Below are 15,768 nucleotides of genomic sequence, written 5' to 3' on the forward strand. Positions count from 1 at the left end.
GCCTGCCTATGATGCTCATATGACCAACCATGCCCGGGACGACGCCGACGCCGCGATTGACCCCGACGGCGGCACCGCCGCCGGGGATGCCGCCACGGGAGGCGCCGCCCTCGGGGATGCCGCCGCCGTCGCGGGGAAGCTGGAGCAGGTCATCGCCGCGCAGGTGCGCCACTACCGCACGGCCGGCGGGCTGTCCTCGGCGGAACTGGCGGCGCGCACCGGGTTGTCGAAGGCCATGATCTCGCGGGTCGAAACGGCCACCACGTCCTGTTCGCTGACCACCCTGCAGCGGCTGGCCGACGGGCTGAACGTGCCGGTCACCGCGCTGTTCCGCGGCGCGGACACGGACCGGGACGCCACCTTCACCAAGGCCGGCCAGGGCAGCCTGACGGTCCGCAGCGGCACCCAGCACGGTCATGAATACCGGGTGCTGGGCACGCTCAAGGGCAGGACCGACGCCCTGGAACCCACCCTGGTGACGCTGACGGACGCCTCGGACGTGTTTCCGCTGTTCCAGCACCCGGGCACAGAATTCATCTACATGCTCTCCGGAAAGATGGTGTACGGCCACGGCGCCTACGAATACACCATGGAGGCCGGCGATTCCCTGCTGCTCGACGGCGAGGGCCCGCACGGCCCGCTGGAACTGCTGGACCTGCCCATCCGGTTCCTGGCTGTCTCCGCCAGGTAATCACTGGGGACTGCGATACCCCTGAAACTCGCGTGTGGATGACTGAAACCATCATTTAACACACCCGAAACCCAGTTCATAACCCGCGCCATACAGTTGGAACCAGACGGCAATAGCCGCCCTCCGCTGAACGCGGTACTAACTCCGCGTCCCTCCTGACGGAGTGGCTCTGACGCGCGATTTCCGTTCTCTCCTCGCATCACGAAAGGGGTTTCCCAATGGATTCGGGAAATGTCGCTTGGATTCTGGCCAGCGCAGCGCTGGTTTGCATGATGATCCCCGCCCTGGCCCTGTTTTACGGGGGCATGGTGGGTTCGCGCCGCATCCTCAACATGATGATGATGTGCTTCGGCGGCGCCAGCCTGGTGGCCGTCCTGTGGGCGCTGTTCGGGTACTCGCTGGCCTTCGGGAACTCCGTGGGCGGCCTGGGGCTGATCGGTGACATCACCGAGTTCCCGGGCATGGGACAGCTGCTGGCCGCGGACGAGGGGGCGTCCATCCCGGTCATCCTGTTCGCCGCGTTCCAGCTCTTCTTCGCCTGCGTCACCACGGCCCTGGTGGCCGGTGCGGCGGCAGGACGCATGAAGTTCGGCGCCTGGATGCTGTTCGCCGGTATCTGGGCCACCATCGTCTATTTCCCCATTGCGCACTGGGTCTTCGCCTTCTCCTCGGCGGACGGCAGCGTGACCGGCGGCTGGATTGCCAGCGGCATCAAGGCCATCGACTTCGCCGGCGGCACGGCCGTGCACATGAACGCAGGCGCCGCCGCCCTCGCCCTGGCACTGGTCCTGGGCAAGAGCTCGGGCTGGCCCAAGATGGAACACACCAAGCCGCACAGCCGGCCGCTGGTCCTGGTTGGCGCCGGCCTGCTGTGGGTGGGCTGGTTCGGCTTCAACGCCGGATCGGCACTGTCCGCCGGCCAGTCGGCGTCGGTGGTCTTCCTGAACACCGCCGTGGCAGCGTCCGCCGGCCTGCTCGCCTGGGCCCTCGTTGAGCGGCTCCGCAACGGCGCCGCCACCAGCATGGGCGCGGCATCCGGCCTGATCTCGGCACTCGTCGCCATCACCCCCGCCTGCGGCGCCGTCAGCCCGCTGGGAGCTGTTGCCATCGGCCTGATCGCCGGCGCTGTCTGCTCGCTGGCCATCGAGCTGAAGTTCCGGCTCGGCTTCGACGACTCGCTCGACGTCGTCGGCGTCCACCTGGTAGGCGGCATCCTCGGCACCCTGCTAATCGGACTCTTCGCCACCGACGCCGCCCCCAACGCCGTCAACGGGCTCTTCTACGGCGGTGGCCTTGAACTGCTTGGCACCCAGGCCCTTGCCACGGTCACGGTGCTGGCCTACTCGTTCGGCATCACCTGGATCCTGGCAAAGATCCTGGACAAGACCGTGGGCCTGCGCATCAAGCCGGAGGACGAGATGCGTGGCATCGACCTCGCCGCCCACTCCGAACTGGCGTACCTGACGGACGAGGACCCGGTGGAGCTCGGCTCACCGCAGCGCGGCTAGCCGCACCAGGGCCTCGGGCCCGCCCACGAATCAGGCAGAGGGCCAGGCCCTGGACCGGTGCCAGCAGCAGCTGGCTTATAGTTCCAGGGCTTGGCCCTTTGTCGTGCGCGCTGCCGTCAGTGCTCCATGCACATCAGGACGCCGTCGCGGACTTCCAGGACGGCGGCCCGGACGTGGCTCAGGCGCGTGCGCGGGTCCGCGTCCATGGCGCCGATGTCCTCCCCGCCCCAGTGCGGGTGCGTGAAGTAGACCAGCAGGGCCCGCTCCGCACCGTCTTCGCCGGCGGAAAGCGGCACCACGTCCGCGTGGCGTCCGACGACGGGCCTGCCGCCCGTCATTTCGGGCGCGGTGAGGATGAGGCCGTCCAGGTGCTCCTGCCGGGTCCAGTTGCCCGCGGCATCGTCAGAGCGGTAGACGGCCTGGCCCCGCCATTCGTCCACGATCATCCAGTACGTCCCGGCGAGCCGGAACACTTTGGGTCCTTCGTGGGGGCGCCCGGGAATCGCGACTCCTTCCAGGACCCACGATGCAGGATCCTCCGGCGTGTCGCTGACAGCGCTGAAGGTGTTGCAGTCGCGCTTTTCGTCCTTGTACCAGAGCCGGTAGCGGCCGTCCCCGCAGCGTGCCACGGCCGCATCGATGACGCGCGGGGAGTCCAGGTCAACGGCACCCAGGTATTCCCAGTGCTCCAGGTCCTTGCTGGCGAACTGCACGATGCCCGCCTGCCCGGTCCAGTCCGTCCGCACCCCCGGCAGCACGGTCAGGTACATGATCCACTGGCCGCCAATGCAGACGACGTCGGGCGCCCAGAGGGTTGCCGGCTGTCCGGTTCCCGGCGGCACGAGGCCTTCCGCGGTGCCTGATAGGTCCAGGTGGCGCCGCCATCCGGGGACCGGGCGACGCCGATCCCCGTGCCGTGCACCCATTCGACCCCCGTCAGGCCCGCTTTCGTCGCGCGGCGCTGCGTGTAGAACAGGACCCACTCGCCTTTGAGGTGGTCGGCCACCAGGACCGGATCCGTGGGACCGTCCCACACCGGGTCGCGGTAGGGAACCCTGAAGGCGTCGGGGCGCAGGGGAGCCCGGGTGGCGGCGGACTCCTCCGTGGCGGGTGTAGCCGGCACAATTTCTCCAACGTTGTAGTTTTGGTTTTGATCCAGCATAAACCGCAATGTCCGGCGTGAACATCGGCTGCTGCGTTGCTGCTTGGATCCTCCACCGTCATGCGTGCGACGTATACTCCGAACATGCCAATCACGAGCCTCAACCGAAGCAAGCACGCTCAGCAGTCCGCCGTCGGGAAGCGCGGGAGCGAACTGTGAGCGGCGGTCTCGTTGCCCTGCTGGATGACGTCGCGGCCCTGGCCCGGATAGCGGCCGCCTCGGTGGATGACGTCGCGGCCGGGGCAGCCAAGGCGGGTGCCAAGGCCGCCGGCGTCGTCATTGACGACGCCGCGGTCACGCCGCAGTACGTCTCCGGCAGGGACCCGTCCCGCGAGCTGCCGATGATCAAGAAGATCTTCTGGGGCTCGCTCCGCAACAAGCTCCTGATCATCCTGCCGGCCCTGCTGCTCATCAGCGCCTTTGCCCCGTGGGCCATCCCGTTCATCCTGATGCTGGGCGGCACCTACCTCTGCTATGAGGGCGCCGAGAAGGTCTGGCACAAGATCCGCGGCCACCACACGGCGGAAGAAGACTCGCCGGCGGTGGACCGCGGACCAGGTGCCGAAGCCAAGGTGGTCAAGGGCGCCATCACCACCGACTTCATCCTGTCCTGCGAGATCATGGTCATTTCGATGAACGAGGTGGCCGCTGAGTCCCTGTGGATCCGGGCGCTCATCCTGGTAGTGGTGGCCCTCGTCATCACCGTGTTGGTCTACGGTGCAGTTGCCCTCATCGTGAAGATGGACGACATCGGCGTCCACCTGACCACCAAGGACTCCGCCGGCTCCAAGCGCTTCGGCGAACTGCTCGTCAAGGGGATGCCCGCGGTGCTGGCAGCGATCACCTTCATCGGAACCATCGCCATGCTGTGGGTTGGCGGCCACATCATGCTGCAGGGCGCCTACGACCTTGGCTGGCACGCGCCGTACGACCTGGTCCATGTCCTGGAGAAGCCCTTCGCCGGCATCGCTGTGGTGGGCGGCTTCCTCGCCTGGCTCGTGAACACCCTGTGCTCGGCAGTGCTCGGACTGGCCTGGGGGCTGCTGATCATGGCTGTTGTGCACCCGCTGCTGAAGGCCCTGCCGATCGGCAAGAAAACGGGCGGGCACGAGGAAGGCGACATCCGCGCAGAGCTTGCCGGATACCGGCCGGCGAAGCGGGACGCTGATACCGCCCAGCGGGAAGGTGATTCCGCACATTAGCCCGTAGCCGACGGCCCCCGCTGTTTTGTCAGACCGTCCTGCCATGCTTTGGGTATGGGACATGGAGCCACTTATGGCGCAGGCAGCGGGGCCGGGATTGCGGCTGCCGTGGCGTCGGTGGGCGGCTTTGTTGAGGATCTTGACGGTCTTGTGAACGGGCCTGCGTTTGTCGAAGCTGATGACGTTGCTGCTGCCGGTGGTGGGGATCCGTTCCGGGCGTTTGCTGATGGGTGCCTGGAGGGGTTGGCGATAGTCCGCCGGGCTGAGGCTGCTTTGGCTGCGGTGAAGGTGCGCCTGGTGGACGGGCATGTGGGCGCGGTGCACGCGTTGGAGGATCCGGCTGCGGATCCGGGGTGGGCCAAGGGGCAGGAGGCGGCCGTGGTGGCCGAGGTAGCCTGTGTCCTGACCATCGGCGAACGTGCCGCGGGTTCCTTGATCGGCGCCTCGCACGCCTTGACGAGTTCTCTTCCGGCCGCGCTGGACGCCCTGCAGGCCGGTGCCGTCCCGTGGCAGAACGCCCAGATCATCGTCGATGAAACCGCGGGCCTTGGTGCGGACGCCACGGCGGCCCTGGAAGCGCGCTTCCTCGGACTGGAGGGAACCAACCCTGACGCTCCTGCTGCCATATCTGGTGGCATTGCGGGCGAGTTGCCGCCGGCGAGGTTGCGGCGGAGGGTCCGGTCGTGGCGGGAGCGCCACCAACCAGAGTCGATCGAGAAACGCCACGCGAGGGGTGTGGCGGACCGGCGAATGGAGTATTCGCCGGACCGGGACGGGATGGCCTGGGTCTCGCTGTGCCTGCCCGCGGACCAGGCCAACGCGGCGTGGAACCGGACCCGCGCGCTGGCCCGCGGCCTCCAGAGTCCGGACGAGCCCCGCACCTTGCCGCAACTGATGGCCGATATCGGAGCCGCCGCACTTTTAAGCACCGGAGCTGATGCGCCGGCCGGTACCGGGGTTGGCTGCGGTCCGGGAGCAGATGCCAAGGTTGCCGGTGAATTGGCGGAGGTCCCTGCGCTGGGAGCGCAGGTGCTGGTCACCGTCCCGGTGTTCGCCCTGCTTGGCCTCACGGATGAACCTGCCGTGCTGGATGGCCATGGCCCGGTTCCGGCGTCGATGGCCCGGCAACTCGTCGCCGACGGTGCGGCGTCGTTTTACCGGGTGCTGGTGGACCCGCGGGACGGGGCTCCGCTGGAGATCGGCCGAACCAGCTACCGGATTCCTGTGGCGATGCGCCGGTGGTTGAGGTTGCGGGACGGCAAATGCCCGTTCCCCGGGTGCAGCAACAACTCGCTCGATAACGAAGTCGACCACTTGTTGGCCTGGCACCATGGCGGGGCCACCGGAATCAGCAACCTGGGACAGCTCTGCCCGAAACATCACCGCATGAAACACACCTCCGGCTGGGAACCCACCCCCGCCACCAAGAACCGCCCACCCGGCTATGTCTCACCCTTCGGCCGAAGCTACACCAGCGAACACCAGGACTGGGAACCACCCCACCTGCCACAGCTGGGCGAGGGCAAGGCCTGCAGGAGGCAGATGGCTCGAGGATCCTGGCAGAGGCTGGTGAGCGACAAGGCTGGCCAGGCATGCCGCACCCGGACGCTTGGCCGGACTTCGCCCGCCTGTACCCCGAACCGCCCATCGAGGAGCCGCTGAGCAGGAACCTTGAGGACCCCGACGACCTTCCGGCTGATGATGACCTCTGGGAGGAGTTCTACGCCCTGCCGTTTGTCCTGCCAAAGGACCCGTTCGAGGACCGGGAGCAGGCGCCCGTGTAGCGGCTTGCGCACCATGCTGTCTCCACCGCAGGATGGGGCCGGTACTGTTGTTGGTTCGAGGAGGCTGCCCCATGATTGAGATCCTGAATTCCGCCGAGGTGGCCAGGGCGAAGGAAACCGGCGCCCTGGTCGCCAACATCCTGCACATGCTGAAGGGCCGCACAACGGTGGGCACCAACCTCCTGGAGATCGACGCCTGGGCCAGGGACATGATCCTCGAAGCCGGTGCCGAATCCTGCTATGTCGATTACGCGCCGTCCTTCGGGCGCGGACCGTTCGGCCACTACATCTGCACGGGCGTCAACGATGCCGTGCTCCACGGGCTGCCGCACGACTATGCCCTGGCCGACGGCGACCTGCTGACGCTTGACCTCGCCGTCCTGAAGGGTGGCGTGGCGGCGGACTCCGCCATCAGCTTCCATCGTGGGCGAAACCAGGCACCCGGAGAGCGTGGCCCTGATCGAGGCAACGGAGCGGGCACTGCGCGCGGGGATCGCCGCTGCCGGGCCGGGGGCGCGCATCGGCGACATCTCGCACGCCATCGGATCGGTCCTCAGCGACGCGGGATACCCCATCAACACCCAGTTCGGTGGCCACGGCATCGGATCCACCATGCACCAGGACCCGCACGTTCCGAACGCCGGACGTCCCGGCCGCGGCTTCAAGCTCCGGCCCGGGCTGCTGCTCGCGCTGGAGCCGTGGGTCATGGCGGACACCGCAGAACTGGTCACCGACGCCGACGGATGGACGCTCCGGAGTGCCACGGGCTGCCGGACCGCGCACAGTGAGCACACGATCGCGATCACCGAAAGCGGCGCCGAGATCCTGACCCTGCCGCCGCAGGGGCTTTCGTAAGTAGCCCAGGGCTTTCCTAGATAAACGCCGGGCAGCCTTGGTTCCGCCGGGCAGCCCGGCAGCCCCTACTCCTTGAACAGTCCCGCAAGGTCCTCGGCCGTGATGGCACCGCCGGCCAGGGCATCGCCCTCCATGACGTCGGCGAACAGCTGCGACTTCCGGGCCTTCAGCGCCATGACCTTTTCCTCGATGGTGTCCTTGGCAACCAGCCGGTACACCATGACGTTCCGGGCCTGCCCGATCCGGTGCGTCCGGTCCACGGCCTGCGCCTCCGATGCCGGGTTCCACCAGGGGTCCAGAAGGAAGACGTAGTCGGCCTCCGTGAGGTTCAGCCCGAAACCGCCGGCCTTCAGCGATATCAGGAATACCGGCGCGCTGCCGTTCTTGAACTCGCTGACCACGTCGGCACGGTTGCGGGTGCCGCCGTCGAGGTAGCAGTACTCGATGCCCTCCTCGTCAAGCCGCTCGCGCACCTTCCCCAGGAACCCGGTGAACTGGCTGAAGATCAGCGCCCGGTGGCCCTCCGCCACGAGGTCCTCGAGCTGCTCGAACAGGACATCCAGCTTGCTGGACCGGATCCCGGACAGGCCCGGGTCAACAAGGGACGCGTCCAGGCTCAGCTGCCGGAGCAGCGTCAGTGACTGGAAGATGGTGAACCGGTTCTTATTCACGTCCTCGATCAGCCCCAGGATCTTCTGCCGTTCGCGCTGCAGATGCGTCTGGTAGACCTTCTGGTGCCGCGGGTTCAGCACCACCTCCAGGATCTGCTCCTGCTTGGGCGGCAGGTCCTTGATCACCTGGTCCTTGGTGCGGCGCATCATCAGCGGACGGACCCGGCGGCGGAGCTTGTCCAGCTGCCCCTTGTCGCCGTTCTTCTCCACAGGCTTCTGGTAGTACTCCGCGAACCGCTTGGGACTGGAAAACAAGCCTGGCGCCACAATGGAGGTCAGCGCCCAGAACTCCATAAGGTTGTTCTCCAGCGGCGTGCCGGTGATGGCCAGCTTGAAGGCGGCCGGCAGCTTGCGGGCGCACTGGTAGGCCTTGGACTGGTGGTTCTTCACGAACTGCGCCTCGTCCAGCACCAGGCCGGACCAGGAGCGGGCGGCATAGGAGTCGTAATCGATGCGGAACAGCGCGTAGGACGTGATGACAACGTCCGCGTCCGCGAGTGCCGCCGCCGGATCCTGTCCGTTCTTGGCGAACGTCTCGCCCACCGCCTGCACCTTCAGTCCCGGCGCGAAGCGGGCCGCTTCGGCCGCCCAGTTGCCCACCACGCTGGTGGGCGCCACCACCAGGAAGGGCGCGACGGCGGCGGGCCGGGTGACGCCATCCGCTGCGGAGCCGGCGGCAGCACCGCCGTCGGGCGCCTCCGCATCAGCGCCGGCTGCCGCCAGCGAGAGTTCCTTCGCCGCGCACATCAGCGCCAGCGCCTGCACGGTCTTGCCAAGGCCCATGTCGTCGGCAAGCACGCCTCCCAGGCTGTGCTTGTACAGGAAGGTGAGCCAGTTGAAGCCCTCCAGCTGGTAGGGGCGGAGCTCGGCGTTCAGCGACGCCGGCAGCGGAAGCCCGTCCGTGCCGCCCTCCAGGAGGCCGCCCACGGCGGAACGCCAGGCGGCAGCCTGTTGGTCCACGATCCCCAGCTGCGCCAGCTCGTCCCACAACCCGGCCTGGAAGCGGCTGATCTGCAGCGGCGCGTCCTTGTTGTCCTGCAGCGATCGTGCCTCTTCAATCAGCGCCCGCAGCTGGTGCAGCTCCGGCAGGTCCAGGGAGAAGTACGCGCCGCTGGGCAGCAGCATCTTGGTCTGCCCCGCGGCCAGCGCGGAGAACACGGCAGCGAAGGACACCGGCTGCCCCTCGAGGGAAATCTGGATGCCCAGGTCGAACCAGTCGCGCTGCTCGGTGGCCTTGGTGGAGATGGAGACCACCGGTGCTTCCTCGGCCTCCCGGTAGTCGGCGATGTCGCCCGCTGTCTCCACCTCAACGTCCGGCGCCTGGCGGAGCCGCGGCAGCACCTCCTCGGTGAAAGCCAGCGTGTCCAGGCCTGCCAGCTCGGCCGACGCCGCCAGCCGGGGAGTGCCCCAGCCGCCGGTTGCGGACTCGCCCAGGGCGGGAACCACGTCCCACGGCTGGCCGATGCCTTCCAGGATGCGCGCTTCTGCAGTGTCGTCGCGGTAGCCATGGTCGCCGGGATGGCGCCACAGCGGCTGGGCCGTGACCAGGTTGCCGCTCTTGTAGTGCCACTCCCAGTGCAGGCGCACTCGGTGGTCGGCCCCGTAGTTTGCCAGCAGCGAGAGCGTGGGAACAGCAAGGGCCGGCAGCTCCACCGATTCATCGCGGGCGGTGACCCGCGCCTTCTGCTTGAGCTTCGGATAAAAGCCGGTGAGGAAGCGTGATTCGTCCTTGGCAGGAATATGGAGCGTGCTGCCGGCCGTGACGAAGGCCAGCAGTTCCTCGCTCAGGCCGGTCTCCAGCGGTGCCAGGGTGATGACACCGTCGGGATCGGGGACCCCCGGCAGCGCGGCCTCGCCCGTGGTGAAGAACAGCCCGTGCGCCGGCCGTCCTATCGTGCCCACCGCCGCCGGATCAACCGGGCTTCCGTCCACGGTGATGGTGGGCGCTAGTTCCAGTCCGCCGTCGGGCGCGGCGTCCTGTCCGCCGCCGCCCTCAGCCTGTGCGCCGTCCCGTCCCGCGCCGTCCGGTCCCGCGCCGTCCGGTCCCGTGCCGTACCGTCCAAGGTTGAGTCCGACGGCGGCAGGGGCCTCGGCGATCCGGACCGGCTCGGTGCCGCGCGAGTGCACCAGCGCGAGCCCGATCTTGCGGGCGTCGGACAGCAGGCTCCACAGGTTCTTGCCCGAGTAGGAATTCAGGCCCAGCCACAGCCCGGACGAGTTGTGCATCCGGCTGGCGGAGGCGGAGTGCGCAGCCAGGAATTCCTGCATCCACTCGATATGCGCCTCGTTGCACTCCCGGCGGAAGTTCAGGTAGCTCAGGGTGTTCCAGGAGACATCGCCGCGGATCCACTTGCCCTTGGCGCCCATGATTACCGGGCGGGCCTTGAGCTGGCGGACGCTGCGCACCGGATCCCGGCGGCCGGTGTAGGAAAAGTGCGGTGCCGGCTCCTCGATTTCAAACTGGAGCGCCAGCGGGACGCCGTTGGCTGCGGGGGCGTTTCCGGCCTGCGAGATGAGCGGGCTGAGCGCCTGCTCCCAGTCGGACAGGACAGCGCCGGCGGGCTCCCGGGACACCTGGGTGGCAACCCCCGGGGACAGCAGCTGCACGCGGATGGCCGGATTGTCCTCCGCGGCAAAGAGCAGGGCAGCCACGTGCTTGCAGTCCTTGCGCACCGGGCAGCTGCAGACACCAACCGTGCAGCTCCAGCCGCCGCCCCTGCGGACCAGCTTGGCGGTGGTGGAGTAGGGCACGTCGGCGCCGCCCCGGACCTTGCCCAGCATGAGCCCGGTCCCGGCGTCGAACGAGATCCCGGAGACGCGGCTGCCCATGGCATAGGCAAGCCCGGCCGCCAGGGAGCGGTCGTTGATGGCGGGGGTCTGTATTGCCAGATCCGTACTCGCGTCCGGTTGGGATGGAATGGCGTGCGCTACTTTCGGCAGGACACGGCGGAGCCGCGTCCGGTGGTTGGCTATCTGATCCATCTTAGTTCGCCGGGCCCCGCGGTGAGTTCGGCGGCAACTACGGCTCCCTACCGAAACTTCGCTTGACGTTCATTTCTTCCTCAACGGCGCGGTACCCCGGCGCACGTAGCGTGAAAAGCGTCCCAAGCAGCACCGCCATCAGCAGTGAGGATTTCCATGATCACCAGCCAGCAGCCCGTCATCCTGACCAGCAGCAGCATCGAAGCACGCGATGAGGAGGTGGTGGATGCGAACGTGAGCGTGGTGGACGCCATGCACACCGCGCTCCTGCACACGGACGAGATGTCGCCGGTGGCCGTCCGCAGCTACTACGTGGACTTCTACCTCACCCAGGCGCTGGAAGGCGGCTTCGCGCAGTACGCCTTCGTCGCCGTCGACCGGGCCGAAACGGACACCTACGTCCGCGAGGGGATGGCCGGCATGGGCGCCGCCGCCCACCTGGAGCTCTTCAACCGCGCCGTCGAAGCGTACGACCACCTCTCCGAGGAGGAAGAGGAGTTCTACCTCGACGGCGGGCTGGACGACACCGAGGAGACCCCCGACGCGGTCCTCCGGATGGAGGAGCTCGACGGCGAGTTCGAGGCACTGCTTGAGCGCGAGAACATCACGGCGCTCAACGCCGCCTGGCTGCGCGGGCAGGCCGACCTGCTGGTCCTCGACGACGAGGAGGTGGGCGCGTACATCCAGCAGCTCGTTGCCCAGATCCCGGACCTGCCCGAGCGCCAGGCCAAGGCAGAAGCGGAGGCACTCGAGGATGCACCGGACTTCGAACTCATCATCCGTGAGCTGTGCAGCATCGTGGGCTACGAGCTCGTCAGGATCACCATGGGCGATCCCAACTACATGCACGACGGCGAAAGAACCCTCGCCTGGCACTTCTCCACCGACCACGGTGACTTCCTGATGGTCGAGGAGGATGACGAGGCCTTCATGATCAACCCGGAGACGCTCGAGATCGTCGCCGCTGTGGAGTTCGAAGAGGCCGGCGCGGATCTGGTCGGGGCCTAGCAGGCACGCGGGCTCCGCGGCGGAACAATGACGGAACAAAGGCGGCCGGAAAAAATGTTTCCGGCCGCCGTAACCTTTCCGCGGCAAGGGGCGATGTAGGAGGTGATGGGTCCGCCCGGCGGGCCCGATCCGATAGTTGTCTAGGTTTGGAGTGCTTGATGTCTTTGTTCACCGTTCTCGCCAGCAGTAAAGTCGCCGCCTCAGTCCTGGCCGCCGGCACCCTGGCCGTTGGCGGAACCGGCGTCGCTGCCGTTTCCGGCGCCCTCCCCGCCGAAGCCCAGCAGACCGCCCACGAACTGTTCGGCGCCCCCGCCCCGGAGCTGGCTGCCGACGCAGCTGCCAAGGGACAGGCCATCGCTGAGGCCGCCACCGGAGCCGCAGCCGACGCCGACGCTTCCGCAGAAGCCGATGCTGCTGCTGACGCCACCGTGAGCGAAGACAGCGTGGCAGCCCAGGCTTCGGGCTCGGCCGCCGCCAACACCGCCGTCGACGCTGCCGGTGCAGCAGCCTTCGGCCTGTGCACCGCCTTCACCAACGGTGGCCTGAACGCCAACTCCGAGGCTTTCTCCTCGCTGGTAATTGCCGCTGACGGCGAAGCAACGTTGAAAGCTACTGCGCCGATGTTGTTGCCGAGGCCGGCGCCGCCGCCGAAGCAGGCGCTGACGCCACCGGTTCCGCCGCCGTCGAGGTTGAGCGTCCCGAGGTTCCCGCAGTTCCCGCCGTTCCGGCCGTTCCGGATGTTGACGGCGAGCCCGCCGTTCCTGCTGTCCCGGCCGTTCCTGCCGTTCCCGCCGAAGCCGGCGACGTCGTGGAAGCCCCCTCGGTTTCCGTCCGCTAACCACGGTTAGCTAGGGTGGACCGCAGCTGTTGACCGCTTCGGTCCACCGCCCGGACTGCAGGACCCGCCCCCCGTCGGGGTCCTGCGGTCCGGCGCTGCCGCCGCGTACCGGGGCAGCTACAACCGACCATGGGGACTGGCAATCCACACTGGATAACCGGAGCGGCAGGAGCCGCCTTCCGGGATGGGAGCCGCTGGTGCTGGACACTCTGGCCCAAGAAGAAACCGACATATTCGACGATGCAGCCGGAACAGATCCCGCTGTGCTGTTCGGTGCTGCCTATCGGTCCTTCGCCGGCCCCGTCCAGGGCTATCTCAAGGCCCGCGGCGTGGATGATCCCGAAGCCGTCACCCAGGACGTGTTCATGGCGTTCTATCCCAAAATCGACGGGCTGACCGGCGGTTTGCAGGGTGCCAAATCACTGATTTTCTCCATTGCCCACGCCCGGATGGTTGACCACTACCGCCGGCTGGAGCGCAGGCCCCAGCTGACCCCCTACGACCCGCAGCATGATGCCCGCACCACGCCCTCCGCAGAGGACCACGCCGTGGAGCTGACCGGCGGAGCCGCCGACATGCTGGCCGGACTCAGCGAGGAACACCAGGAAGTCCTGGCACTGCGCGTCGTGGCGGACCTGTCCATCGAACAGGTGGCCGCCATCATGGGCAAAAGCGCCGGCGCCATCAAGCAGCTGCAGCGCCGGGCCCTTCAAAATCTCAAGGCACAAACACTCTCAAGAAACCAGGCGAATCATGAGTGACACCGCAGGATCCCGCAGCGACGCAGTCGTTGACCAGCTGCTGCTGGAAGCGGAACTGGACGACGACGGCCAGCTCCGCCCCGCCCTCCTGCAGCTCCGGGCCCTGGGCGACGTGACGCCGGAACCCTCTGCCGACGTCGCCGCCCTGCTGCAGCGTGCGCAGGCCGTACAGGCCGCCGCGCCATGCAATGCCGCGCCCTGTGACGCCGTGCCATCTGCCGCCGTGCCCGCGCCCGTTGATGAACTGGCCGCCAGGCGCCGCGCGAAGCGCCGCGTTGCGCTGACGGCACTGTCCGTGGCCGTCTCGCTCTCCGCAGGCGGTGCTGTCGCCGCCGCCTCGGACCGAGGCTTCCGCGACTCCTTCAACAATCTGCACCGGACCGTCACCTCGTTCGTCACCGGAACCGCGCCTGCCGCTCCCGCCGGCAACCAGGCGGAGGAGCCTGCCGCGCCGGCCCCGTCCGTCCCCGCTGCTCCCGCCACCGTTCCCACGGCGCCCGCAACGGCACCCGAACCCGGCCAGCCCGCGGAGGCAGCGCCGTCGGACGTTCCTGCCGTCCCGGCGAAGGGCACCGGGGAATCCGACGCTCCCGGCAGGCAGCTGGAGGTCCCCGGCGCCAAGGACCTGCCCACCGCCGTCCCCGAAGACCTGACGAACGGGGTGGGCCAGCAGCCGCAGGTGCCCGTTCCAGGCCCGTCGGATCTGCACCTGCCTGAAACGCTTCCCGCAGTTCCGCTGCGGTAGCGGCGCCTGCGGCCCGATTGTCAGCCGGTACGGCTACGCGGGAACCAGCGGCCCCTAATAGCCTGCACCGCCCATCTGGATCATGCCGCCGGCGGGGTCGGCCAGGTACCAGACGTTGTTGACTCCCTGGCCCAGGATGTCGCCGGGCCTGGCGTCCTGGGCAAAGTAGTACAGCGGCAGGCCGTTCAGGGTGACCTGCTGCTTGCCGTCCGGCGTCGTGATGGTGCCGAGCTCACCCGTCACACCCTCTGCGGACGGCGTGGCGGACGTGGTGAGCACCGGCGGCCACGCTGCGAGGCAGGCATCCGTGCAGGTGCTGGTTCCGGAATCCTTCACGTCCTTGGTGAAGAAGTACACGCTCCTTCCGTCCGCATCCACCACGATCTCCCCGGCGCTCGAGGAGGCCGTCATAAGGTCGACGGCGGCACCGGGCCGTGGTGGTCGACGTCGCCGACGGCGGGGAAACAGACGCGGCGGGTGCGGTTGCCGAAGCAGGGGGAGCACCAGTGGTGACAGCCGGGCTGCTGTCCGCCGGCGTCGTTCCGGTGCTGCCGCCACAGGCAGCCAGCGCCGCGGAAAGGGCCAGGATGGCGAGGCCTGCGCCCAGGTGGTGTTTCATGGGTTGCTCCTTGGCTGGGCCCGGCGTCGGATCACCGGACGCTAACCGTATGACGCATCCGGGTGAAGAATGGTTCACAACGGCTGCCCCCTGGCGTGAACTTTTCTTTGAACCTTTCTGCGGGCGCCAGCGTCTTCAGGTGGTAAGCAGAAACGCGGGACAGGCGGGAGGGACGTCATGCCGCTCGACGAGGACGTGGTGGAGGCCATCTACCGCGAGCACGGCGCTGCGCTCCGCCGCTTCGTCCTCAGTGCCTCCCGGGATCCCCAGCAGGCGGAGGACGTGGTCCAGGAAACCGTGCTGCGGGTATGGCAGCACGCTCCGGAGATCAGCGGCAGCCTGCGCAGCTACCTGTACCGGACGGCCAGGAACATCATGATCGACAACTACCGCCGGGCGCAGCGCCGGCCGGAATCCCTCGAGAACAGCCTGACAGATCCCGCCGACGCGCTGGAAAAGGTGGACGGGCTGCTCAACAGGGTTTTGGTGGAGGAGGCCCTCCTCCGCCTGAGCAGGGAACATCGGGACGTCCTGGTGGCCCTGCACTACCGCCGGTTCACCGTCAACGAGGCCGCCGTGCAGCTCAATATTCCCAGCGGGACGGTGAAGTCCCGCGCGTATTACGCAGTGCGGGCACTTCGGACAATATTGGACGAAATGGGGGTGGAGGGATGACCGCCGCGGATCCCCATCAGCTGCTCGGTGCCTACCTGCTCGGCGGCCTTGACGCGCCGGACCGCGAAGCTTTCGAAGCCCATCTCCGTACCTGCGGCGCCTGCCGGGAGGAACTGGCCGGGCTGGAGACGCTGCCGGCAACCCTGGACGCCCTTCCGGTTCCGGACGCGGTGGCGCTGACGGTCGCTTCAACCCTTGCCGCCGCCCCGGAAGCCCCCGCCCCGCCGCCGCTGCTTGCGAAACTCGCGCGCCGCCGTCGGGCCGTCC

15 protein-coding genes and 1 pseudogene are annotated in these 15,768 nt (G+C 68.0%); 12 read left to right on the plus strand and 4 right to left on the minus strand.

The window, feature by feature from the left end:
* Positions 1 to 19: 19 nt before the first annotated feature.
* The gene (locus G205_RS18830; protein WP_009359414.1) at positions 20 to 691 is read left to right on the plus strand and encodes a helix-turn-helix domain-containing protein; all 672 of its coding nucleotides are present in this window, start codon (positions 20 to 22) and stop codon (positions 689 to 691) included.
* A gap of 218 nt (positions 692 to 909) precedes the next feature.
* Complete coding sequence (locus G205_RS18835) at positions 910 to 2,199, plus strand: ammonium transporter (RefSeq protein WP_009359415.1); 1,290 nt, start codon at positions 910 to 912, stop codon at positions 2,197 to 2,199.
* 116 nt (positions 2,200 to 2,315) lie between these two features.
* Here the strand turns inward: G205_RS18835 and G205_RS18840 are convergent, their stop codons facing one another.
* Both G205_RS18840 and G205_RS23250 read right to left on the minus strand, forming a co-directional pair.
* Positions 2,316 to 3,041 (minus strand): glycoside hydrolase family protein, encoded by a 726-nt coding sequence (locus G205_RS18840; RefSeq protein WP_235047089.1) that lies wholly within the window; start codon positions 3,039 to 3,041, stop codon positions 2,316 to 2,318.
* On the minus strand, positions 2,960 to 3,361 hold the full coding sequence (locus tag G205_RS23250; protein ID WP_235047091.1) for a glycoside hydrolase family protein: 402 nt from the start codon (positions 3,359 to 3,361) through the stop codon (positions 2,960 to 2,962). Before G205_RS23250 ends, G205_RS18840 begins: the two co-directional genes overlap by 82 nt.
* Before the next feature lie 155 nt (positions 3,362 to 3,516).
* Between G205_RS23250 and G205_RS18845 the strand changes: the two genes are divergently transcribed.
* The 4 genes and pseudogenes from G205_RS18845 to map all read left to right on the plus strand — a co-directional run bounded on the left by G205_RS18845 (position 3,517) and on the right by map (position 7,202).
* The gene (locus tag G205_RS18845) at positions 3,517 to 4,563 is read left to right on the plus strand and encodes a DUF808 domain-containing protein (protein WP_009359416.1); all 1,047 of its coding nucleotides are present in this window, start codon (positions 3,517 to 3,519) and stop codon (positions 4,561 to 4,563) included.
* A gap of 54 nt (positions 4,564 to 4,617) precedes the next feature.
* On the plus strand, positions 4,618 to 6,225 hold the full coding sequence (locus G205_RS18850; RefSeq protein ID WP_052014198.1) for an HNH endonuclease signature motif containing protein: 1,608 nt from the start codon (positions 4,618 to 4,620) through the stop codon (positions 6,223 to 6,225).
* Positions 6,156 to 6,347, plus strand: coding sequence for a hypothetical protein (locus G205_RS18855; protein WP_009359418.1), 192 nt, complete (start codon positions 6,156 to 6,158; stop codon positions 6,345 to 6,347). The genes G205_RS18850 and G205_RS18855 overlap by 70 nt, the downstream gene beginning before the upstream one ends.
* A gap of 71 nt (positions 6,348 to 6,418) precedes the next feature.
* Positions 6,419 to 7,202: pseudogene (map, locus tag G205_RS18860) on the plus strand (type I methionyl aminopeptidase).
* Between the two features lie 65 nt (positions 7,203 to 7,267).
* Here the strand turns inward: map and G205_RS18865 are convergent.
* Positions 7,268 to 10,792 (minus strand): DEAD/DEAH box helicase, encoded by a 3,525-nt coding sequence (locus tag G205_RS18865; RefSeq protein ID WP_035753838.1) that lies wholly within the window; start codon positions 10,790 to 10,792, stop codon positions 7,268 to 7,270.
* A gap of 219 nt (positions 10,793 to 11,011) precedes the next feature.
* Between G205_RS18865 and G205_RS18870 the strand changes: the two genes are divergently transcribed.
* The 4 genes from G205_RS18870 to G205_RS18885 all read left to right on the plus strand — a co-directional run bounded on the left by G205_RS18870 (position 11,012) and on the right by G205_RS18885 (position 14,207).
* The gene (locus G205_RS18870) at positions 11,012 to 11,863 is read left to right on the plus strand and encodes a DMP19 family protein (protein WP_009359420.1); all 852 of its coding nucleotides are present in this window, start codon (positions 11,012 to 11,014) and stop codon (positions 11,861 to 11,863) included.
* Positions 11,864 to 12,021: 158 nt separating this feature from the next.
* Positions 12,022 to 12,711, plus strand: coding sequence for a hypothetical protein (locus G205_RS18875; protein WP_009359421.1), 690 nt, complete (start codon positions 12,022 to 12,024; stop codon positions 12,709 to 12,711).
* A gap of 187 nt (positions 12,712 to 12,898) precedes the next feature.
* Entirely contained in the window at positions 12,899 to 13,462 is a 564-nt protein-coding gene (locus G205_RS18880) for an RNA polymerase sigma factor (RefSeq protein WP_009359422.1), read from the plus strand.
* Positions 13,455 to 14,207, plus strand: coding sequence for a hypothetical protein (locus G205_RS18885; RefSeq protein WP_009359423.1), 753 nt, complete (start codon positions 13,455 to 13,457; stop codon positions 14,205 to 14,207). Before G205_RS18880 ends, G205_RS18885 begins: the two co-directional genes overlap by 8 nt.
* 54 nt (positions 14,208 to 14,261) lie before the next feature.
* Here G205_RS18885 and G205_RS23880 read toward each other — a convergent pair whose 3' ends face one another.
* Positions 14,262 to 14,618 (minus strand): COG4315 family predicted lipoprotein, encoded by a 357-nt coding sequence (locus tag G205_RS23880; RefSeq protein WP_338058435.1) that lies wholly within the window; start codon positions 14,616 to 14,618, stop codon positions 14,262 to 14,264.
* A gap of 385 nt (positions 14,619 to 15,003) precedes the next feature.
* Here G205_RS23880 and G205_RS18895 point away from each other — a divergent pair, with 385 nt between their 5' ends.
* Together G205_RS18895 and G205_RS18900 are read left to right on the plus strand one after the other, a co-directional pair.
* Entirely contained in the window at positions 15,004 to 15,501 is a 498-nt protein-coding gene (locus G205_RS18895; protein ID WP_009359425.1) for a sigma-70 family RNA polymerase sigma factor, read from the plus strand.
* Positions 15,498 to 15,768: zf-HC2 domain-containing protein (locus G205_RS18900; protein ID WP_009359426.1), on the plus strand; the 271-nt coding region annotated here is incomplete at its 3' end. The genes G205_RS18895 and G205_RS18900, both read left to right, overlap by 4 nt.

Source organism: Arthrobacter nitrophenolicus, assembly GCF_000332815.1.
Lineage (GTDB): Bacteria > Actinomycetota > Actinomycetes > Actinomycetales > Micrococcaceae > Arthrobacter > Arthrobacter nitrophenolicus.